Consider the following 24,762-nt stretch of genomic DNA (forward strand, 5'->3'; position numbering starts at 1 on the left):
GCCGATGCTGCCTGTTACGAATTCATACCTCAATCGCGCTAAAAAGAAGGGTTGGGACTGACAGGCCACCAACCCGCAAGAGAGCATAGCTACGAGAGGAAAGAGACAAAGACGTGCGCGGTTGCGAAGCAGCACGTCTCTGAAACCCACGCTAACGATGGCCGGAGCCAAGGACAACGTTGTCCAAAGTTAACCAACAAAGACAACGTTGTCAAGCTGTTTCATTGTTTACGTCCGAAACATCCGGTTTACATTATCAAAAGCCATCATTTCACATAAAAACTCTCTATGTTTAGGTAGTTTCCCCAGAAGCATATCCAATTGGGCATCACGCTGTATTAATCGATCAACAACCCTCTGCGACTCCAAATAGCGGCTACCTTGACCTGTCAAGTCCGTCGGGTATTCCATGCCATAAAGCACGTAAAGATAATTCTCTAGCGAAAACACATCATAAGAATTCGGGAAATCCACATGGCAAGGTACCCGCCGCTTCCAACGCGCTAGAAGTTCTGCAAGCGATTCAGGAATAGACTCAGGGTCACGGTTCATCCGCCAAAAGTCAGTGTCATTACGAGCGGATAGACAATAATGCAGCTTAATAAAATCAATCACCCTATCCCAAGCGTTAGCCATTACGCTATTAAACTGTTGAGCGGCTGAATTCAAATCCGCGCTGTCGCCAGGTAATAGTTCTGCCAAAAGCGCTGCACTAGCATCAAACATCAATAAACCTGTAGCCTCCAGTGGTTCGACAAAACCCTGAGCCAAACCAATAGCTGCACAATTACCGACCCAGAATTTTTTACGGTAACCAACCGTCATACTAATTTTTCGCAATGCCAGCTCGCCCTTTGGATCATCTAGCAACAATCTAAAATCAGACTCTGCCGCATCATCCGAACAAAACTCGCTAGAATATACGTATCCCGTTCCACGACGATTTTGCAAGGCGATATCCCACATCCATCCTGCAGGACGAGCTTTAGCAATAGTTACACTTGGTAAACTCTCCTCCAGTCCAGTGTAGGGAACTTGAACAGCCAACGCACTATCGGCAAATAATACTTTTTTCTTTTCTACAATTGGAACTGCCAAAGACTGCCCTAGGAGTCGTGACGAAAAACCACTACAATCAACATAAAAGTCGGCGGATAGCTCATCACCGCTGTCAGTTTTCAACGAATGTATTGTCCCGTCCTGCGCGAGCCTTACATCTACGACTCGATGATCAAGTCGTTTTACCGAAAACCTTTCAACAGCATTTTTCGCGAGCAGCTCAGTAAACTTAGTTGCATCCAGATGATAAGCATAAGACGCCGCACCTTCATACTCTCCTTGACCAAACACTTTCGGCGACAAATTCCTATCGCACATCCGACTCTGTAAAGAAACATAATCTGCGAAGGAACGTTTTTTTCCCTCAGTACGCAACCAATAACCTGTTAAATCAATAGATTTTACATCAGGATAATCAAAAGGATGATAATAATAGTGTGGGCCAATGTCTTTAGGATCTCGTAGCCAATCCTCAAACTTTATTCCCTGCTTAAAAGTGGCCTGACAGTGAGACAATAAATCTCTTTCTTTAATACCAAATTTTTTTAGTGAATGTCTAATCGCTGGGACGGTACCCTCACCAACGCCAATTGTAGGAATATCCGAAGACTCTACAACTGTGACTCTAATATCTGAACTATCGGATTTTCTAAGCAAGTATCCCAAATGATTTGCTGTTAGCCAACCGGCAGTACCACCACCCAAAATGAGAATCGACTTGATTTGCTTTGGCATAAACGTCCCCCTAGTTAATCCGATAGCTGCTTAATTAGCCACTGCTTGATCTGCTTCCTTCGATCAGGCTTGAGCTCATCCAAAATTCCACGCATAGCTGGGGGAATGTGCTCTATTTCATCGTTATTTCCATTGAAAACATAGTGATCAAACCATGCTTGCCAAGCCTTACGCTGTTGCAGAGGTAAGGGGCGTAATGCCAACATAGCCATAAGCAATGTATCAAACCCACCAGGCTTAGCTTCCCCCCCTACCGCTCCGCCCTTCCAATAATTCACCAATACATTAACAGCCTCCAGCCCTTCCACATGGTGCCACCAAAGAGTAGGGATATAAATCGCATCGCCAGGCTCTAACTCAGAAAAGCTTCCAGCGCCTAAAGCATCTTTCAGCTTTGGATAGCGATCGAAATCCGGATCAATTAAAGAGGCAAGGCTAACGGGCGCGCCTGCGGGCGTGACTTCCAACGGACCAACATATAAATTGCTTAATTGCTCGGGAGGAAACAGAACAAATCGGCGCCGACCGGCTGCTACACAAGCTATGTTTTCTGCATCGTCATTATGAGTAGCCACACGTGTGGCATTACCAATCCAAATTCTTGCGCGCACCGCTTCACCTAACACGTCCATCCTATTTTCGTCACCAACCTTATCAAAATACTCATCTACATAGGCGCTTTGGATAGATAGCACGGGCGCCTGCTTACGTCCTAGGTGATTAATCAATCGATCTACAAATCCTTTGAAGGTGGTTTGGCGGCGCTCAAAATTGAATCCATCTAGCCGGTCGTTATAGAAAAAATATCCATTGCTACCATCAGGAGCCTCGAGAAATCGAATCGGGCCAGATTTAGCGTTTCCAGCAAGGTAATCGAGTAATGTCAATACCGATTCATTACCTGCTTTCACCAAGGGCCAATCCTTGACCAAACCTCTAATAACTATCGGTTTCTCCGCTTTCCGAACAGCCTCAGTAAACACTGAGACAGAACTTGTCTCAGAAATTTTCGATAACGACGTTAATTCAAAAGCCATAACATTCTCATTTGGTACCTTTTCCATTCTCGCCTTAACTACCTGAAATCCAACACCTACGATAACCCAAAAAACAAAAAAGCCGGGCACATAGACCCGGCTTATTAATTGCACTTACTTTAGAACGACATGCGAGCACCGAGAACAAAACGGCGACCATTCTCATAAATGGACATAACACGCTCCTTGCTCGTATTGTACTCGACCACCTCTTCATCGGTTAAGTTAATCGCTTCAGCTACAAGACTAATATTTTCAGTAACATTATAGCTAGCGCTCAGATCCCACTGACCATAGGAATCATTCCATAACTCATCACCGTTAAAATGCAAACCTTTGTACCATTCAGTCCGGTAGTTATACATTAAACGCGCACCAAAGGTGTCATTCTCGTAATAACCCGTCAAATTGTACATATGCTCAGAAGCGCCTTCAACCAAACCAGAGCCAGGCGTCGCGATATCTCGCGCCATGTCGGCATTCGCATCTACGTAGGTGTAGTTTGCCTGAACACCAAAGCCACCGAAGTCATGCTGAAGGCTTAACTCTACACCGTCCGTTGAACCACCCTGACCATTCAAAGGTTGGGTGAAATCTACGGCAACCATTGAGTCGGTTTGAACATCATAGCGCTCTTCGGTAATTACATGGCTAGTTAAATAGCTATCAATGTCCTTGTGAAAGAATGTGACAGCTAACAAGGACGCATCTGCATAATACCACTCGTATGACACATCAAACTGATCTGCCAGCATTGGTTTTAATTGGGGATTGCCCATTTGCCCTTTAGGATCGGCTTGATTTAGCGAACCATAAGTTGAATATGGCGACAACTGATTCCAATTCTGGCGAGCCATGACACGAGCAGCTGCGAAGCGCAATTGCATTTCATCATTCAAGTCATAGTTTACGTTTAAGCTTGGCAAAACTTCGCTGTAATCGTTATCTTCAGATACCCATTCCATCTGAGCTGGCGTTAGCCAATCGCGATCCAAGGTATAGAAACCCCAAGAGTCAGCAGAAAACTCCCAACCACTAGACTGCTGCTGAGTTTCCACATAACGCAAACCTAAATTACCACGGTAGCGCTCGGCCTCGAAATCAGCCTGAACATACAGAGCAGTAATATCCTCGGTTACCGCCCAATTTTGCGCCAACTCACGAGACACCGCGTAATCTGCTGGCACACCATTTAATGAATCAAACGCCATGGCTTCCATTGCAGAACGATTTTGTTCAATTTGCTGAGTCAAGGTGCCGCCCATTGGAGCGCCTATATTGACATTACCCTTGTCGTTAAGACCACAAGTGGCTAAGGTTGGACAAGTCGCAAAAACATAATCGAGATAGGAACCACCCAAAGAGGCATCAATGGTATCAGGGCCGTGCCAGCTATAGACTTTACGATCTTGCGTTCTCTCAGCCTCACGAATTTTCAAACCTGTTTTCAAATTTGTCACGACACCAAATTCTACAGGAAAATCCAAATCAATTTGCGCGTAGGTTTCCTCATCAGAGGTTGGCTTCTCACCACCCCAAATCCAACCCGCACCAAAAGCTGCCGCATCAGTGGTCAGAGGATCTGTAGTTACACCAGGGCTACGTAAATCGTATGTATAATCGGCATTGGAATTCGTGTACTCCCACGAAGTTTCACGAAGCGTGCCACCCGATGCTTTGGTTTGACCTATGACACCGTGAATACTGAATGCTTCTGTTTCGTAATCCATACTAAGATCATAGGATTCAGTTTCAGTAGATGAAATACGGTTAATGTAATCAATAAATATATCCCCAGTGCCCTCAACGCTAGATTGCGTAACGCTACCACTAGTTAAACCGCTGTTAGCAATCACATCAGCTCGATCGTTATTCGGCAATATGAGAAAATTCTGGTTCTGGTTTTTGGCTTCCATTTCAGAATTTAACGCATTAAATGTAAAGCTCAATTCCTCAGTAGGTGCAAACTGCGCTGAAAGGAAAAGAGAGGTCCGATCACGCTGTTGTTCAAATTTTGCAGCTCCAATGTGGCTAGGTACTAAGTAACCATCATCATCTCCACGCCAACCTAGAACCTCCAAACCCTCGCGCAATACTGAACGCTCTTGCTGTACAGCAGATACCAAAACACCAAAGCTTTCTGCTTCGTTCTTCCAAGAGTACTGCGCTGATAATTGCGGATCCCACTGCTCAGCTTTCTCGGAATACTGTCCTTCAACAGCTACGCTAACAGTATTAGCATCCAGCTCAAGAGGACGGTTTGTCTTGACGATAACTGTACCGCCAATAGAACCCTCATCAATAGAGGCCATAGGAGACTTATACACTTCCAACCCAGATACCAATACAGAAGGCAGGAGTGTGTAGTTAAAGCTGCGACCTGGCTCGTCAAGGATAAACCAGTCAGCCGATGCCACGGTTTGGCCGTTCAATAACGTACGGTTAACACTAGGGCCAGAACCACGTACAGTAATTTTTTCACCTTCACCATATTCGCGACTTACAGCAACACCGGTAATGCGAGACAAAGATTCTGCAACGTTTTTATCGGGAAATTTACCGACGTCTTCCGCACTAATGGCGTCTACAACGGCATTTGCTTCTCGCTTTGTATCTATTGCGGCTTTTAACGAGCCACGAATACCTAAGACCTGAACTTCTTCAATGGTTTCCGCGTCCTGCGCGACAACTGGCAGGCTCACGAAAGTAAGTGCACCCAATGATCCGCAGGTGATCAGGGCGCGATTGACTGTTTTGATCGCATCGCTAAGTTTTGTAGACATGTATGTCCCCTTCTGTTCTAACTTGTTATTTGAATGACCTAGAACTTCCTAACAACAGCCGGGAGCCTCTTTGAGCCCTGAAGACAACGTTGTCGGTAGGCTGACATTATGATGTTTGGACAACGTTGTCAACCGCTTTCGATGTTATTTTTAGACTATAAGGGAGGCAGCTTGGAATCTTGCTAAGGGTAGATCAGCAGCCATTGCTGGCTTTGGGTATTAAAGAAGCCCGAATCCCGATAGGCCTGCTCTATCTCTCCAGTGGTGCGCATTACTTTTAAGCCGGTTTGTAAAGCGGTAAAAAGCGCTTGAGAAAAGGGGGTGTTTTTACTCACCGCAAAAGCGCGCTCAGCAGGGAAGGCAACCTTCACCCCGGGAATTGGTTCTAAGTAGCGCCCGTCCCCAGCATCAATATGAAGTGATGAGCCAGACGGAAATGGCGCTAGGACAAAATCCGCCCGCCCCGCCAAAACCATCCGTACCATCGAATCCCAACTACCAGCATATTGAAGCTGTCGATAACCCATTTGCTCCAAAAGGCTCCAGTCCATCTTCCAGTTACGATTTGTTACCGGCGTGAGCAGTAGCAATTGAGCTAGCGTTTGTGATTGTAAAACCGGAATATTACGTTCGCTGGTATACAGGCCGACAACAAACTCACCGCGACGAACAAGCGCGTCACTGACCCACATATCCTGTATGGAGGCCCTTGCATCGAAATCCCAAACCGTGGTGCCAGTGACAGCAATCTTCCCCTCAGATAGCTGCTGAAGAATGCGCAGATAGCCGTCCACAGGCCTAATTTCGAGAACATGATTAAATCCACCAAGCACAAGCGCGCGCTGTAATAGAAACAATTCGACTACATCGCGGCGAGAATTGGGATGGGCATAATTAGGTCTAGCATGGAAGGAGGTAGGCGCTACGAGCATGTAGTCTTGATACACATCCGCCGGTACGCCGATTTTGACACTGCGTTCAGCGGGTGCAGCAGACGCGGAAAGACTATTAGATAGTAAAATACTGAATAGATAGATGATGAGATGCCTAACCACACAGTTCCTCCCACTTTGACAGTGAAGCTTAGCAGTTTGACGGCATTGACCTTGAAAAAGCGTATTTAGACGACAGATCATCGCCCATATACGCTTTTTCTGGTCCAAAACTAAATTGCTGGCGCGATGGAGCTAATATCGAGTTCGCGAAACCCAGTACTTGCCAACTCTATAACAGGGTCGTGTTGATCTGGCTGTGTCTCCGCCCTGATGGTCAAAAACGCTTTTCCACCGATGATGATGACTTTGATCACATCGCCAGGGTAAATAAGATTAGGGTTTTTAACCTTAGGGTTTTGCTTCCATAGCTCGATCCATTTATAAGGGTCTTTGAGAAACTTTTCAGCAATATCCCAAAGCGTATCGCCCTCCTTAATATGGTAAGTCTCGCTATAGCCAGGTTTTAACTCCGGTAACGCCGCCTCTTCTGGAATTAAAACCGGGGTAACGCCCTCGGCCTCTGGATCTGTATCATGAACCCGCCTTTCATCCTCATCATCCTTAGCGTCTTCCCCAGCCGCCGTAGCATCGATAGGCAGTAAAACCCCGGCGACGAGCCGGTATTCTCCTGTCGCAACGGCGTCCGCACTGGCACTGTATGGACTCACGGCTTCAAAAATCGCGGGGTCGACCTGAGAAAAGTCTTCCACTGCCGTTTGTACAGCACTCTTAACACCCTGCCCGGCCTGTTCACCATAAACTGATTCAATTCGATCACCGGTGAAACTAGCGCTCACAGGTATAACATTCACATATAAGGGTTCAACAAAACTGAGGCCCACGAACTCAACACTCTGACTCACATTCATTGCTACTGGCGTAAGCTGATCGCCTATGGACAAAAATGGCTGCGCATTAGACCCAATCTGTAAATTTGCCGCCGTGAAGTTCACTCTATTGGGCGCAACGGTTAGGCTGCCAACACCCTCGCTTAACAGGGATATACTGCCGGTACCAACGTTAATGGCGTTAACTTGAAGGTCTTCTTTTGCCAGCACAGCGACATCAATACTCGGCGACGTTGAATTAATCGTCAGCGATGCAACATCCGTATAGATATCAACATCACCGGCAGAAACAAGGTTAAACGTGTTAACGTTCACCGAACCGCTAACCGCCGAATCAGACGTCGAACCAACCGTTAAACTAAGCAACTCAGCATTCGACACATCCAAAGCCATGCCGCCAGACGCCAAGCCGTTACCGTTCAATTGCGTATCTGCGATTGTTGTAACGCTGACTTGAAGGCTGTTATCAACGAGGGATTCAAATTGCGCGAACCGGTAATTACCCAATTGGCTCGAATCAGCAGTTGTTGACGCTAAGTTCCAGCTAATTCCGGACACGTTAGATTCCAAAACATCTGCGCCTTCTCCGCCCTTTAGGTCCGCGGGCGCTATACTATGGCTACCGACACTAAGCCGGTCATCACCAGCACCTAAGTCCAATCCTACTAGGCTTCCAGACATCAGCTGAACGGTATCCCGCCCGGCACCGGTACTGAGTGATGTTAACGTCGCACCATCGAATACAACCGAGTCATTACCGGCGCCCATTACCAGACTATCGACACCGGTAAAGGATACCGACTTAACGTCATTGCGAAACAAGGAATTACCGGCGTTTAGTTGCCAAATCAAATCTACATCAGCACCCACAATTTGATCTGAGACACCATTAGCTTGTAAAAAGTTAACGCCGTTAAGCGTAACACCGGCGTACTGTAATTGGTCAATATCAGTAAACAGGTACTGCCCGCTCAGCGCTGCGCCATTAACGTGCTGAGCATTATTAATGGTTTCAATATTGGTAAATAAAACGGAAATTGAACCCACATCTGCCGTGAAACTATTGTTTACCAATAATCCGTTATTGGTATTAGCCGACCATATGCTGGCTGCTCCGCCAACCAGATCCGCACCTCCAGCGGCATCAACCAATCTAATGCCGCTAAAATTAATTGCTCCAACTTCTAGTTCGCCATTACTCAGAAAATTAAAGCTATCAATCGAACTGGTACCCGTGAGCAAATCTTGGCCTTCGGCTGCAACAACGCTCGACACACCTGTGAACTGCATACCCGCTGCGGCTAACCCATTACTTTGGCCTGTAAGCTGAAAGCTATCACTATTAGATGTACCGTTTAACACAAGCGTAGAACCGTCAATGCGCTCCAAATGCTCAAACACAATACCATTGGCAAGTAATACTTGGTCTGTGCCCGTTAAATCTAACATTGTATTTGCACCGGCAATTAAACTGTCCCCAGCAGTAGCACCGGCTAAAACTTTCGACACACCTGAAAATAGGATATTGCCACCTTGAACCTGCTGGGTTTCTATGCCTAAAACAAACTCATCAGCAACACTATCCAGACCGCTAACAACACTATCACTTGCGCTAACGCTTTCAAGGGAAGAGAAGCTCACACCTAACGCACTAAGTTGGTTCACACCCTCGATTTGCCATTGCTGCCCTGTAGCGCCAGTCAAGATATCGAAACCAGCGCCGCCCGCCACATCATTAATACCCAAAAATGTCATGCCGTGAGACAACAGGTTACCATTAGCCAACAGGTCAAAATTATCACTTTCTTCAGTACCGAACAGCTGACCAGATCCACTCAGTAATTCAACGTTGCTAATTTGCACGGCGTCTTGACTCACCAGCAGGTTACCAGCTTGCAACTGCCAATTTTTACCGGCTTCGCCCACGAAGCTGTCACCACCCGATGCGCCATCGATAAAACTAACACTATCAATTGTTAAGCCAGCCGTTTGAATTGTCCCACTGCTTACAACCGTAAATAGGTCAGCAGCAGCGGAACCAATGACCGAATTAGCCGTTACCAACTCGACGCCACTGAAAAGCATCTGAGCGGTATTCAATTGAGTATCTAACCCAGTTAGGGAAACAAGATCATTTGCAATAACACGATCTACACCATCGCCACCCTGCAAACTAGTCACGCCACTAAATACAATACCCTTTGTTGCCAATGAACCTTGCCCCAACACCGTGAAGGTATCAGCCACATCAGTGCCTTGAATCTGAGAAACTGAGACACGCTCTACGCCATCAACATCAACACCGGCAATATTTAACCTATTATTGTCTGTATGTAATTGAGCAGCATATGTATCGCTAACACTCAATTCATCGTCGCCGGCTAACAGGTTGATAACTTCAAAGCCATTGAGCGCGGTCGATGAAAATGTAATGCCATTAGCCACCAAAGTAGATGCACTGTTCAAGATTAGTGAATCAGCGAGCATAGACCCAATCAACTGAGCGCTGGTACTTGACGCCTGCTCAATATTTGAAAATAGAATACCCGCATTAACAGAGGAGTTTTGAGAACCATTAAGCTCCCAAGTAGAGGTCGATGAAACAGTATCTATGCCATCAGCTGCATCGACATCTGTAACACCATTTATGGTAATTCCCCACGTAGAAATACTGGATGCACCATTGACTAAAATAACATCGTCCGCTGCGCTCCCAACGACGCGACCAGCCACTGCAGACTCGACATTGCTAAATTGGGTATTCAAGCCGCTAAAGCGATTGGCAGAACCGGCTAAAAGCAACTCGGCACCCGCGCCCAAGGTAACACTATCAGCGCCGCCCATAGCATCAACTTGGCTGATACCAGTTACCGCTGAAGTAGAGAAATTAACACCATTAACCCATGCATTATTTAAATCGGTCTGTACGATTAGATCTGCTGCGTCTGTTCCGACGATTTGACTAAACTCACCGTTAGCAATTTCAATATTGTGAAAATCAATTTCGCCAGTACGGGCTGACGCCGCGCCTAAACTGAACCAAGTATCACCCGTCATGGCGGTAACTGTATCGGTGCCGCCTAATAAATCGAGGTTCGACACATTGGTAAAATTGATGCCCGCTATCTCAATTTCATTGACATTGATAACTCGAACAAAGTCATCGCCTGCGGTTCCAATTAATGTGCCATTATTGGTACTAGCTAAACCGGTAAACAACACACCTTCAACCATTACTTCGCCGGCATTGCCAGTAACCGAAAGCGCCCAACCATTTGTATTAAGAAATTGATCCGCTCCAGCCAATGCATCCACTCGAGAGAAGCCATCAACATTTGATGTGTGATAGTTTACGTCATTCAGTATTACCGTGCTGTTACTGGTTAAATCAATGTAATCGACAGTTAAGGAACCAAGAACGGTATCGGCTGCGCCATATACATCTTCGATTGCACTAAACGTAATACCTTGATTGCGAGCAACACCTAAGGCAACACTTTCCCAAACACTGTTGCCCGAGGTTGTGACACTATCAACGCCATCCCCAGCATCTATCTGACTAATGCCATTAAACTGTATGGCATTCGCGAGCACACTTTGTGAACCGGTAATAATAAAGCTGTCTGTGATAGCACTGCCAACAAGCTGACCACTAAGCGCAATCTCAATTGAGTTAAACGTGGTGCCATCAGCAATCAGTTGATTATCGGTTCCCGTAAGCAATATTTGAGTATCGCTGAGTGTTTCTAGAGTATCGCTACCGAGGCCTGCATTAACGGTTAAAATGGCGCCGTTAGACGACGAAAACTCAACAGCATTGATGCGAATAACGCCGGAGGTTACAAGCTGAATGTTGTCGTTACCATTGGTACCGCTTACCGACGTTGCTAGGGCACTGGCTTCCTCAATGCCGGTAAAACTCACTGTATGGTTAAGCGCCGAATTTGTGCCCAACGAAGTCCAGGCAGCATTATCAAAACCAACAGCTGTATCCGCGCCCGTGCCGGCATTAACCAAGGTAATGCCTGTAAAATCAATACCGTTACCCCGAACACCCGACGCTAATACCGCGAAGTTGTCGCCGCCATCGCTGCCCGTTAACGTCGTTGACGAACCTGATGCTGCTTCAATATTGCTAAAATTCAAGCCCTGACTTGCCGCCGCGTTCTCGGCGCCTAACAGGGTCCACGCAACACCGCCCGTGACGCTGTCTGAACCACCGCGCGCATCGATTGCGCTAACACCGCTGAACGCAATACCCTTACTTTCAAACAGACCAGCACCCGTAATCGCAAACACGTCTTCACCGTCTGTGCCCCAGACGTTGCCGTTGGCTACTGTTTCAATGTCGGTAAAGGTAACATTGCCGGTTTTAATGCTGCCCTCAGCCAAGATTTCAACAAGGGTGTCGATTTGCGCGGTAACGCTGTCAGTGCCTTCGCCGCCGGCAACACTCACTAAACCGCCAGCGGTTGACGAACTAAACGTTATACCTGAGGTTTGAACTTCACCGGGTGCTATTACCACAAAGGTATCGCTACCGGCTGATCCTGTTAAGGTTGTCGCGCCTGAGCGAGCACTTTCAATACCATTAAATCTAATACCATTCTGGGTCGCGGTATTAAGCCCGTTTAATGTCCATTCACTGTTGCCAAGGCCATTTGCATGGTCACTACCCGTCAGTGCATTAACGGTTTCAATGCCGCTAAACGTAACGCCATTAGAAAGCACTTGAGCAGCGCCAACAATGGTAAAAATATCAGTACCTGTGGTACCGGTTAAGGTTTTACTGATCGTCGTGCCGTCACCCGATACCTGTTCAACGTTTTTAAATAGTAAGTTATTACTGGCCGCTTCGTTACTAGTTGCCGTGATAGACCAAGCAGCACCGTTTTCAACGACGTCAGTGCCACCGGCACCGTCTACGCCATCCAAGTTCAGAAATTGAATGCCATCACTGACCAGCGCTTTAGACCCCGTCAGGGTAAAAACATCACCGGTAGCGCGGCCAATTAAGCTGCCGTTATTCACCCGCGTCACGCCTGCCACATCCAACTGGTTGTTCACGCGGAACCCAGAACCGCCGGTTAACTGTAAGCTGGCACCTGCGGACGCATTAAATTGATCCGCACCGCCCTGACCATTGAGCTGGGTAAATCCATTTGCTGCTGTACTAGTGAATACGATGCCCCCCGCTTCTATTTCAGAGGCCGAGTTCTGAACAAAAATATCACCTAGTGTAGAGCCGTTGAGAACCGATGAAGAGCCTTCTGCAAATCGGATACTGGAAAACGTAATCGAATCGTTTTCAGCAGAGCCATTAGATAATAGATTCCAAGCTATACCGTTACGACCAATGACTTTATCGTCACCATCGCCCGCATTCACCTGACTCACTTCCGAGAACTGAATGCTATTGGCCAAAAGCGCTTGATCACCTGTAATTTCGAAGGTATCTGCACTGGCGCTACCGACTAAATTACCACCCACCACAGTTTCAACTTCTGTAAACGTAATTGAATCCGTCAGTACCGCATGTTGCATACTCGTTAACGCCACCGACTCATTCGTGCGAGCCGTAACCGTATCGCTACCACCCCTACCCACGACACTGGTAAAACCGGCGGTCGATGTAAATGCGATTTTATTGGCCGTTAACTGGTTGGCGCCAGTCAGCACAAATTCATCAGCACCGGATGAGCCCGTAAGCGTTGTTGTATCCGTCGTAACTTGCTCGATGTTGGCAAAGGCCAAGCCATCATGACTGGCGTTATAGTCACCGCCATCCAAAGTCCAATTCAAACCGGTGCTAGACGCAGTAACCAAATCTGCGCCCAAGCCACCATCAACAGAAGCTAAACCAGTAAATTTGAAACCACTGAAGGTGACAAGATTAGCGCTGTCTACAGCAATGATATCAGCGCCAGAGGTACCCTCTAAACGACCGTTCACAACATCCGTCACTTGGCCAACAGTAATACCATTGATCAATAAAGATGTCGGTGTGGCCAGTGTGATTAATTCATTGGAAGCTAAGGTTAAGGTATCCGTGCCCGCACCACCTGCCAACTGATCAAAACCATCGCTAGCGCTAGACGTAAAGCGAACGCCACCCATCACTATTTCAGAGGCAGAGGCAATTTCAAAATTATCGTCGGCACTTGAACCGGTTAATAATGCGGTGTTGGTAGTAGCGGATTCTAATCCGGAAAAACCTACACCATTATTGGTTAATGTCCCTGTAGCCAAACTCCAGCTCGCGCCTGACAGACCTGCGGAAGTATCCGTGCCCGCGCCGGCATTAACCAAAGTGATGCCTGTAAAATCAATACCGTTACCCCGAACACCCGACGCTAATACCGCGAAGTTGTCGCCGCCATCGCTGCCCGTTAACGTCGTTGACGAACCTGATGCTGCTTCAATATTGCTAAAATTCAAGCCCTGACTTGCCGCCGCGTTCTCGGCGCCTAACAGGGTCCACGCAACACCGCCCGTGACGCTGTCTGAACCACCGCGCGCATCGATTGCGCTAACACCGCTGAACGCAATACCCTTACTTTCAAACAGACCAGCACCCGTAATCGCAAACACGTCTTCACCGTCTGTGCCCCAGACGTTGCCGTTGGCTACTGTTTCAATGTCGGTAAAGGTAACATTGCCGGTTTTAATGCTGCCCTCAGCCAAGATTTCAACAAGGGTGTCGATTTGCGCGGTAACGCTGTCAGTGCCTTCGCCGCCGGCAACACTCACTAAACCGCCAGCGGTTGACGAACTAAACGTTATACCTGAGGTTTGAACTTCACCGGGTGCTATTACCACAAAGGTATCGCTACCGGCTGATCCTGTTAAGGTTGTCGCGCCTGAGCGAGCACTTTCAATACCATTAAATCTAATACCATTCTGGGTCGCGGTATTAAGCCCGTTTAATGTCCATTCACTGTTGCCAAGGCCATTTGCATGGTCACTACCCGTCAGTGCATTAACGGTTTCAATGCCGCTAAACGTAACGCCATTAGAAAGCACTTGAGCAGCGCCAACAATGGTAAAAATATCAGTACCTGTGGTACCGGTTAAGGTTTTACTGATCGTCGTGCCGTCACCCGATACCTGTTCAACGTTTTTAAATAGTAAGTTATTACTGGCCGCTTCGTTACTAGTTGCCGTGATAGACCAAGCAGCACCGTTTTCAACGACGTCAGTGCCACCGGCACCGTCTACGCCATCCAAGTTCAGAAATTGAATGCCATCACTGACCAGCGCTTTAGACCCCGTCAGGGTAAAAACATCACCGGTAGCGCGGCCAATTAAGCTGCCGTTATTCACCCGCGTCACGCCTGCCACATCCAACTGGTTGTTCACGCGGAACCCAGAACCGCCGGTTAACTGTAAGCTGGCACCTGCGGACGCATTAAATTGATCCGCACCGCCCTGACCATTGAGCTGGGTAAATCCATTTGCTGCTGTACTAGTGAATACGATGCCCCCCGCTTCTATTTCAGAGGCCGAGTTCTGAACAAAAATATCACCTAGTGTAGAGCCGTTGAGAACCGATGAAGAGCCTTCTGCAAATCGGATACTGGAAAACGTAATCGAATCGTTTTCAGCAGAGCCATTAGATAATAGATTCCAAGCTATACCGTTACGACCAATGACTTTATCGTCACCATCGCCCGCATTCACCTGACTCACTTCCGAGAACTGAATGCTATTGGCCAAAAGCGCTTGATCACCTGTAATTTCGAAGGTATCTGCACTGGCGCTACCGACTAAATTACCACCCACCACAGTTTCAACTTCTGTAAACGTAATTGAATCCGTCAGTACCGCATGTTGCATACTCGTTAACGCCACCGACTCATTCGTGCGAGCCGTAACCGTATCGCTACCACCCCTACCCACGACACTGGTAAAACCGGCGGTCGATGTAAATGCGATTTTATTGGCCGTTAACTGGTTGGCGCCAGTCAGCACAAATTCATCAGCACCGGATGAGCCCGTAAGCGTTGTTGTATCCGTCGTAACTTGCTCGATGTTGGCAAAGGCCAAGCCATCATGACTGGCGTTATAGTCACCGCCATCCAAAGTCCAATTCAAACCGGTGCTAGACGCAGTAACCAAATCTGCGCCCAAGCCACCATCAACAGAAGCTAAACCAGTAAATTTGAAACCACTGAAGGTGACAAGATTAGCGCTGTCTACAGCAAAGATATCAGCGCCAGAGGTACCCTCTAAACGACCGTTCACAACATCCGTCACTTGGCTAACAGTAATACCATTGATCAATAAAGATGTCGGTGTGGCCAGTGTGATTAATTCATTGGAAGCTAAGGTTAAGGTATCCGTGCCCGCACCACCTGCCAACTGATCAAAACCATCGCTAGCGCTAGACGTAAAGCGAACGCCACCCATCACTATTTCAGAGGCAGAGGCAATTTCAAAATTATCGTCGGCACTTGAACCGGTTAATAATGCGGTGTTGGTAGTAGCGGATTCTAATCCGGAAAAACCTACACCATTATTGGTTAATGTCCCTGTAGCCAAACTCCAGCTCGCGCCTGACAGACCAACAGCAGTATCCGCGCCCGTGCCGGCATTAACCAAAGTGATGCCTGTAAAATCAATACCGTTACCCCGAACACCCGACGCTAATACCGCGAAGTTGTCGCCGCCATCACTGCCCGTTAACGTCGTTGACGAACCTGATGCCACTTCAATATTGCTAAAATTCAAGCCCTGACTTGCCGCCGCGTTCTCGGCGCCTAACAGGCTCCACGCAACACCGCCGGTCACGCTGTCTGAACCACCACGCGCATCGATTGCGCTAACACCGCTGAACGCAATACCCTTACTTTCAAACAGACCAGCTCCCGTAATCGCAAACACGTCTTCACCGTCTGTGCCCCAGACATTGCCGTTGGCTACTGTTTCAATGTCGGTAAAGGTTAGACCGGCGGTAAGCACGCTTTCAACGCCGAGTATTTCAACCGTGCTAGCATTTTGTGCAATAACATTGTCATCGCCGCCTCTGCCATCAACCGATGTCACACCACTGAACGCGATACCGGTACTGTTAAATAGACCCGCGCCAGTAATTTCAAACTCGTCATTGCCGTTAGTGCCTAATACATCGCCATTAGTTACGATTTCAATATCGGTAAAGGTTAATCCAGCGGTAAGCACGCTTTCAACGCCGAGTATTTCAACAGTGCTTCCATTTTGTGCAATAACATTGTCATCGCCGCCTCTGCCATCAACCGATGTCACACCACTGAACGCGATACTGGCACTGTTAAATAAACCCGCGCCAGTAATCTCAAACTCGTCATTGCCGGTAGTGCCTAATACATTGCCATTGGTTACGACTTCGATATCGGAAAAGGTTAGACCTGCGGTAAGCACGCTTTCAACGCCGAGTATTTCCACAGTGCTTCCATTTTGTGCAATGACAGTGTCTTCGCCATCGCCACCGCCCACAGACTCTAATGCCGTAAATTTTATACCGGCAACATCTAAGGCCTTATCGCCCGTAATAATAAATTCGTCAGCCGTTGATCGCCCAATTAATTGCCCTCCCCCAACCGCCTGGATATCGGTAAAATTAATATCTGACGCAGCCACACTGTTATCATTTAGTAAGTTAACTGTGCCATTCGCAAGCACATTAACTCTATCTTCTTCACCGCCTCCAACACCGCCTCCGCTCACAGAGGTTATGGACGTAAATTGAATACCAGCAGAGCTCACGGTGTTATCTGCTATCAAGGTAAATGTGTCTGCACCTGAAGAACCCACTAAGAGGCCTCCGTTCATAGCAGATATTTCCGTAAAGTTAATCGCAGAGGTTTCGACAGAATTGTCACCGACAATGGTAACAACATTGGAATTGATAGCGTTGATAGCTTCAGAAGAATTACTACCCACAACTGCCGCAACACCTTCAAAATTGATATTCGCAGAAGTAAGCTGATTGTCTCCTGTAATGCTGCTATTAGATGTTCCAGAAACCAAGATCAAACGTCGTGTACTATTGACTGCAGCAACACCACCCAAGGCAAGACTGCCACTGTTGCCACCACCATCACCAATCGAGGTGACCACCTGCTGGCTGAAAGCATTATTAGTGGCGTCCGCAACGAGCGAAAATTCACCATTTTCTTCAGTTATAAAGGTGTTATCAATAACAAGAGCCGTACCTTCAAGTGACGCCAAACCCGATAACGCTAGCCCACCGGTAACGGAGCCACCCACATTTGCGTCAATACTCCAATCGATACTACTTTTCGATAGTCCGACAGAGGTAAGTGCCGAATCCAGGGTTAGTTCAGCTTGGTTAGTAACAAGCCTATTGGCTCCGGTTAGTGAAACTGCGCTATTTGAAATGTCAGCGAAAGTTGTAACTGTCTCTCCGTCAAAATTTATTGCTTGGCCTGCTGTAGAAAAACTAAAAATATCAGCATCTGAATAACCTGCAACGATGATCGAGTTCGCGCTTAGGTTTCCAAGTACACTAGTCGATGCCACACCGCCTAGGCCTACATCAAGGGTTACATCTCCATTCATTAAAACGATACTACCCTCATTGACAAAATTGCCGCCCGTGAGAGATTCGAACGCACCATCTGTTAGAGAGATGGTGCCCGTAGCGGTATTGGTAAAATCGGTAGCGGCAGTAGATAGAAAATTACCATTTGCAAGGTTGATAGAACCGGTATTTTCAAAACGGTTCAACGCATCAGACGTAAAGTTACCGTTGGCCAGTGAAACTATGTTATTGACGAAAACATCACCGGTAGAATCTAAAATCAGATCCATCTCCTTGGATGAAATAATCTGCGCATTGATGGTAATATAATCCGTAGCGTCACCTACAGCCTTCAAGGTCAACGTAGTTTTCGAACCAATGTCTTCGACTATAACATTGGCAGACACCAATATACTTGATGCCGAATTTCCATTCTGGTTACTTATTACAGATACGCTTCCGCTCTGCAACGCCAAAGCTAGGTCTGAAGCGTTTAGATAGTTGAGCCCAGTAGCACCTGAGCCAATTTCAAATTCGCTCGGATCAATCAACCAAGTACCGACCGTCCCACCAACGCCAGCAGAGGTACTTAATTGACCACCTAATAGCAGTGTATTCTTGCCGGATGTTTCCACCAGTCCGCCATTGCCTGACAAACCGCCATCGGAACGAAAGCTACCCATTATTTCGGCATGGTCATCGGACCAGAGCACGATTTGACCACCGCTGCCGGTCGACCGCGTAGATGCATCCACACTCGCGCCCGCACTAACCACTGATCGCGATGCGTTACGAATACTCGGGTCGCCGCCAGCCGCTCCACCGCCAATAAATACGTCACCACCACCCGTGTCGCCACGCGCATCAACTTGGGCTGTCGTGGCAATAAGAACATCATCACCTAACACCAAAACTCGACCGCCGTCATCTAGGTCACTAGCCACCGAAACAGAGCCGGTTACCACCGAGCTATCACCTTCGATATGTACAAGGCCGCCAGTAAGCGCAACGCCACTTGCATCAAGCGTTCCTGAGACCTTAACAGCCCCACCACTACCGAAAAGCCTGATTTTACCGCCACTGGTATCAATACCTTGCGCTTTAATAGAGCCTGTATTATTTACAGCGGCATCGAATAGGTCCTTAGAAACTGAAGCATCTAGTAAAACCTGACGACCTTCCAAATCGCCACTATTAAGTACCGCATTATCTACGCCAGACTCTTTCTCCAGTACATCCTTCGATATCTGAACGCCGATCAGGCCATCAGAGTCAAAAGTAACAATAGCTTCGTCTGCTCCGGACAGAGAAATAACATCGGCTTTAATAAGGCCATGGTTTTCAACGCGCTTGCCTATTAAAGCAGCGCTGGACGCATTGATAGTTCCATAGTTAATCACGGAGCCGGCCTTACCGGTCTCGCCACTTAATTTAAAATCACCATTCATGAAATCGCTTGGATTAATATCCAACCCGGACACCGCAATGCCGCCAACATTGATACTCGCAGTTTCAGTGAACAGCACACCGTTGGGGTTGACCAAAAGCACATGCCCATTGGCATCGATTGAACCGCGAATAGTACTAGCGTTATCATCTAGAATTCGATTCAACACCAACGATGATGACGAAGGCTGAACGAATAGTACTTTTTCATCAGCCGCCAGATTGAAAGAGTCCCAGTTTATCGCCATTAAATCGCTAAGTTGATTAACCTGCGTAAGCTTATCTTCGTTAGGCGCGTCAATAGACCCCGAACCACCAACTACCACGCCGCCATCAGGTGCGGCTAAAACCAAACTTGAAAGCCCCATTACCGAGCTGAATAATCCACCCACAAATAATGTATTCAAACTGACTGAACGCGCCAATAATTTAGACACGAACAACGAGCAAGCTTTGCTTTTCAATTCAACGGCGCTAGCGTTCATAGGGACATCTCTGTATATAAAATTTCGAATCTATTTAAAGAAAAATGTAAAATCCGCAAAAACTTGGGCGGACTTAGCGTCATCACCTAAGCCTTCGACGGAGGACTCAGACATCAACGGGTGAGAAATCGACAGCTGTGCAGCAAAAGCCTCTTCCCAACTGAACTTCATGATGACACCGGCTCCCGCCAGGCGAGCCCACGAATCTGATTTATCTTCACTGAAATTAACGACACTACCGTAGCCAGCGTCTGCCAGCAGCCCAAATTGCAGCACATCGTTCAGACGAGTCCCCGTCGCGATAGTTGGGTTAAGTACCTCGGGGAAATTGAAATACCACTCACCGCTAATTAATGCGGCTTGGTCAGCGGAATAGTCACGTACACTATAGGCTCTAACGCCATTTGCACCACCTAAGGACAGCTGCTCAAAAGCTGGTAATAAACTATCGCTATACTGCCAGCGTGATTTCAGCACTAAGCGCGAACTCAAATCCGTAAAAGGTAGGGGCACAAAAAACAAACTATTGGTATCTAAAGCGAATTTATAGAAATCGTCTCCACGTTCTTCAACAACATCATTTTGATGTTGGCCGTATTGAAGTTTTACATTGGCGATATTCAACATCTGCGTATTGGTACCCAAGGCGTCCACATAAAACCCAAGCTCGGCTCCGCGGACATGATCACCACCACGATAAGTCTCGACGACGGAATCCATGTCCGTTTCTTTATCCGTCAGGCTAAAACCTGAAGATAAATTAAAGTCTCGCGAACGTCGCCACTTATGGTCGACACTTGCCGCATAAGTTTTATTCACGCCAGTCAATTCAAGCCGATTAATGATTTCTTCGCCGTCATCGGTCAATTTAAACTGGTTATAATCGGCCGAAAGCTCAAAGCGAGTACGCGGACTGAAGACGGGAAAACTGTATCGAACCTGACCTAAATTAGAATTACCCGGCGTATGAGACTTCAAAAAGCCTAGCGTTAAAGTATCGCCATAACCCAAAGGGTTAAGCGCATCCAGAAGCGCATACGTTCTCTTATCTCCGGTAAAGGTAGAACCATGATTATCGGCCCGCAAAGCCAACTTCCAACGCCGCTCCTCTCGCACCTTCAAATTTAATGCCGTCTCTCCGGCATTGTCCCCAGGCGTAAAATAACCGGTAACCGCCAAACCTGGCAGATCATTCAAGAGGTAAAGCCCTTCCTCAACACCAGCGTGGTTAACCAACTCTCCCATGTTACCTTCAAAAGGTTCCGCCAGTGTCTCTTGCTCATAGTGTATTTGATCATGCGCGACGACCTTGCCTAAAACACCTTCCTGCACCGTCAGGGCCACCACACCATCTTCAACGTCCTGAGCCGGAATTTGTACCTGAGCCAAAAACAAACCTTTACGACGATAATATGCCGTTACTTCTGCAGCTATTTCTTCAATGTCCGCATAACTCATACCTCTATCAGCATTCTGCTGTTTAACGATATTCACTAATCGCTGCAAGTTCTTAGGGGTAACCTGCTCAGGCATTTCCCTCGCCCCGATCTCTTCCAGATAAGAAGCCAACTCCACTAAATTATCCTGAGTAAAGCCGTGCGCCAGCTCCTGATCTTCTTTCATGTACTCGCGTCGTAACTTTTCGGTCACCGCTTCGACATCAGCCTTTGTTATGCCTAACTCAGGGAATTCCTCAAGTCGTATATAAACAAACTTTTTAACGGTAATACGTGGACCTTCAGCGCGCATACTTTGCGCTGGAATTTCTGTATTAAGTTGCGGGTCATTGGTTTCTATCGTCCGCAAGAGAAACTCTTTCGTAACATCTTGCTCTGCTATAGGGGTTACATCATTTTCGAAAGCAGATCTCACTGAACTTCGAAAACTAGACTCGCCATCGGAGGCTTGCGCCTGTACAACGGCAGATGAACTCACACAGCCGATGAAAACGACAGAACTTATAGCGCTAAAAAGTGGTTTCAAATTCAATTTAATATTTTCCATGATAACTGTCTTATTTTCTCACGTTGCCAGCGCATTATTTAAGCGCACCATCCCTGACCACTCGAAACCCAACCAGCGGCTTAGACAAATCGCTGTAAAGTCGCTTAGTTGTTGCAAGGCAGGCGCTCATTGCGTCCGAGTGGTGACCGCCAACTTCTAACAAGCCACCATCGTCATCGGTAACTATCTCGCTTGCATTTCCAACATGGTTAACCAGTCCAAATTGATTGGCCTTACCCAATTTTGTCGAAATGAAATCCCCACCCTTTTCAATCCCGCCGTATTTTAAGTAGCAATTTCGGTCCGGTTGTTCGCGCTCACCGTTGGCACTGGCAGCACCGAACCATTCGCGATAGGTAGGCAGTCGGTAGTGATACCCGGTTTGGCTTGAGAGCCAAGCCAGGTACTTCTGAATCAGATCAATGGATAGATTCACCGCTGGAAGATTGTCGCCCGCTGACATCCAATCGCCGCATACTTTCTCAGACCGACAAAACAATGATAACTCTCTACCAGAGACTTCAAAGCGACCAATTGCTATTGGAATTCTCGCCTCGCCATTAACGCGTACTAAGGACGGCCCCTCAACGCCACTTACAAGCAAATCTGCACAGGCGTAACGGGCTCCCCTGCCACCTGACCCAGCCTCCAAATGACCGCAGTAATCAAGTTTAAACTTGGAAATTGTCACCTGAGCAGGTAATAGTTTTTGCGCGGCATCAACTAAAGGCTGCGCACGAGACGGGTTTTCCAACGCGAGGTTTTTCAAGCAAGATTCCAATTCCTTGGCAACGATCGGCCTAATTTGCAAAGACTTCTTACTATCTAATGCTTTCAACTCAGCTAGGGAATCACGTAAACCAACACCAACATCCATACTAAAACCACAACGTAATTGGCCTTCAATCTTGCCAACGACTAGGTCAATTTTCCTGGCATGTTCTTTTGCTTGAGCCAATCTTTCTGCCCGCCGTTCTGCTTGCTGAAGCGCGTCTAAGCGAGCTTGCTCAGCGCGCTCCTCTTGCGCAAGGCGCATTTCCAAATCGGCCTTTTCACTCAGCAATTGTTGCTTAATTGCCTCATAGTCCCCACCACCCTGCTGCCATGCCTCGGATCGCAACAGCGCTCGCTCACCATTGCTTAGCTCTGCTGCCGCAATATATTCGCGCGCGGATGCAAGAAATAATGTAGCTACATCAACACTGACCTCTGACACGAAATCAAAATCTGTGGGTGCCAAACCTTGATATTCCGTTAGCTCTAAACGTAAATCCCGCTCCCAATCCACGGTTAAGCTCGCCATCGTGAGAAGGCGCGCTATAGACTGCTTTTTGTCTGCAACGCGAGACTGCAGCAATTCAGATTGAAGCTTCTGTTCAAGCTCCGCCTTATAGACGGCATCAACCGCCGCCTGCTCTCGATATTGCACGATAAATGCAGCGGCCAAGGCCGACAGAGAAACCACAAGCACTGCAGCACCTAACAATAACGTCTTTTGGCCGCCAAAAAACTCACGCTGAAAAGCCGCAGCATCAACGGTACGCTTTTCCCTAGTAAACTCTAAAGCTCGCTCTAGCGCTTTCCATTGACGCCTAGATAGCTGACGGATTTTTCGAGGCCGCATTTTTTGCTGCTGCGCTTTATCTGCAGGCGTTTTATTAAACGGGTGACGACCTGTAAATAATTCATAGGCAACGCACCCCAAGGCATACACATCGTCACTTTGGCAGGGCTCCTCGCCCTTCAACATCTCGAGACTGGCGTAGGCCGGCGTTAATGCGCCCAATGTGCCGGCATCGAATAAGGTTTTTTCGCCCACTGCATCGGTCATTCCGCCAGAAACAGCTCGGGCAATGCCAAAGTCAAAAACTTTAGAACCCTTCGATTTAGTGACAAAAATATTTCCGGGCTTAAAATCTGAATGCACGATACGCTGTGAATGCGCATGCATAAGGGCCGCAGTGACGTCTTTTAAAATTTTAAACGCAGTTTCAGGGTCTACCCCCTGCCCTGCATTGCGACGAATAATTTTATCGAGCGGCGCGCCCTCAAGAAACTCCATGGTCATAAAAACCATATCGCCATCTCGATCGAAATCGTAAACCGTTACGATGTTTGGGTGCGCCAAGCTTTGGGATTTTCTAGACTCACGCTGCAGAGAAATAAAGGCATCCGGGTGCTGCTTGAAATCGTCATTCAAGAGCTTAACCGCTAAATAAGGGTCGCTGTCACTGGCTTCCACCTTGCGTCTATCTAGGGCCCGGTATACTGCCCCCATGCCACCGACACCGAGCAAACTCACCAACTCGAAACGGTCCTTAATCAGTGTTTTGTTGCTCGATGGCGCTATTGTCGCAGTCTCACCGCCCGTGGATGCAAATACCGTCTTATCGAGGGAAGTAATTGACACGGCAGACTGCTGCTGTGAAGAGCTGACCTTAGGAGTTGCTGGTGAACCGACAAATACGGTCGCGTCCACGTCAGCCATAGCGGAGCTAAGTGGTACACTCGGCGGCATTTTCGCAGCACGAGCCTCGCCCTGACTTTGCTTGTCACGCTTGCCCTTAGCCGCAAGACTAGGAACTACGCGCGTTTTATCTTCAATGTCCATATTCTACTCACGCATAATAGCGAGCCCATCCAGGGCGTGACTAGCATCACTCAAGACGACCCACTCGGTACATAGGTACCTAATAGACCGAAGGTGTTTTTCGAAAAAAATATGTTACTTGAAATCTGGGGCAACCCCCAAGAAAGTACTAGTAAATTCCTGCCAATAAATACGGATGTACCAAATCAGCTCAAATTCAACCTGATAAGCACGTTTTTTCTCAAAGCGTGAAACAAC

7 protein-coding genes are annotated in these 24,762 nt (G+C 47.5%); all 7 read right to left on the bottom strand.

Annotated elements, in window-relative coordinates; translation table 11 throughout:
• Positions 1-228: 228 nt before the first annotated feature.
• The 7 genes from ACGHTT_RS11350 to ACGHTT_RS11380 all read right to left on the bottom strand — a co-directional run bounded on the left by ACGHTT_RS11350 (position 229) and on the right by ACGHTT_RS11380 (position 24,525).
• The gene (locus ACGHTT_RS11350) at positions 229-1,794 is read right to left on the bottom strand and encodes a tryptophan halogenase family protein (protein ID WP_390590630.1); all 1,566 of its coding nucleotides are present in this window, start codon (positions 1,792-1,794) and stop codon (positions 229-231) included.
• Between the two features lie 14 nt (positions 1,795-1,808).
• The gene (locus ACGHTT_RS11355; RefSeq protein ID WP_390590632.1) at positions 1,809-2,831 is read right to left on the bottom strand and encodes a cupin-like domain-containing protein; all 1,023 of its coding nucleotides are present in this window, start codon (positions 2,829-2,831) and stop codon (positions 1,809-1,811) included.
• A gap of 119 nt (positions 2,832-2,950) precedes the next feature.
• Entirely contained in the window at positions 2,951-5,614 is a 2,664-nt protein-coding gene (locus tag ACGHTT_RS11360) for a TonB-dependent receptor (RefSeq protein ID WP_390590633.1), read from the bottom strand.
• Between the two features lie 182 nt (positions 5,615-5,796).
• Positions 5,797-6,777 carry a hypothetical protein gene (locus tag ACGHTT_RS11365; protein ID WP_390590635.1) on the bottom strand — a complete coding sequence of 327 codons (981 nt, stop codon included), beginning with the start codon at positions 6,775-6,777 and terminating at the stop codon, positions 5,797-5,799.
• A 2-nt stretch (positions 6,778-6,779) separates the two neighbouring features.
• A complete protein-coding gene (locus ACGHTT_RS11370) occupies positions 6,780-19,910 on the bottom strand; it encodes a filamentous hemagglutinin N-terminal domain-containing protein (RefSeq protein WP_390590637.1) in 13,131 nt (4,376 codons plus the stop codon).
• 30 nt (positions 19,911-19,940) lie between these two features.
• Entirely contained in the window at positions 19,941-21,914 is a 1,974-nt protein-coding gene (locus tag ACGHTT_RS11375) for a ShlB/FhaC/HecB family hemolysin secretion/activation protein (RefSeq protein WP_390590638.1), read from the bottom strand.
• A gap of 34 nt (positions 21,915-21,948) precedes the next feature.
• Entirely contained in the window at positions 21,949-24,525 is a 2,577-nt protein-coding gene (locus ACGHTT_RS11380) for a protein kinase domain-containing protein (RefSeq protein WP_390590639.1), read from the bottom strand.
• Positions 24,526-24,762: the final 237 nt, after the last annotated feature.

The sequence above is a fragment of the Simiduia litorea genome (genome assembly GCF_042853465.1).
Lineage (GTDB): Bacteria > Pseudomonadota > Gammaproteobacteria > Pseudomonadales > Cellvibrionaceae > Simiduia > Simiduia litorea.

Excerpts from the sequence above, each read along its gene's own strand:
- ACGHTT_RS11380 (WP_390590639.1), bottom strand. The coding sequence starts at position 24,525 with ATGGACATTGAAGATAAAACGCGCGTAGTTCCTAGTCTTGCGGCTAAG.
- ACGHTT_RS11355 (WP_390590632.1), bottom strand. The coding sequence starts at position 2,831 with ATGGCTTTTGAATTAACGTCGTTATCGAAAATTTCTGAGACAAGTTCT.
- ACGHTT_RS11375 (WP_390590638.1), bottom strand. The coding sequence starts at position 21,914 with ATGGAAAATATTAAATTGAATTTGAAACCACTTTTTAGCGCTATAAGT.
- ACGHTT_RS11350 (WP_390590630.1), bottom strand. The coding sequence starts at position 1,794 with ATGCCAAAGCAAATCAAGTCGATTCTCATTTTGGGTGGTGGTACTGCC.
- ACGHTT_RS11360 (WP_390590633.1), bottom strand. The coding sequence starts at position 5,614 with ATGTCTACAAAACTTAGCGATGCGATCAAAACAGTCAATCGCGCCCTG.
- ACGHTT_RS11370 (WP_390590637.1), bottom strand. The coding sequence starts at position 19,910 with ATGAACGCTAGCGCCGTTGAATTGAAAAGCAAAGCTTGCTCGTTGTTC.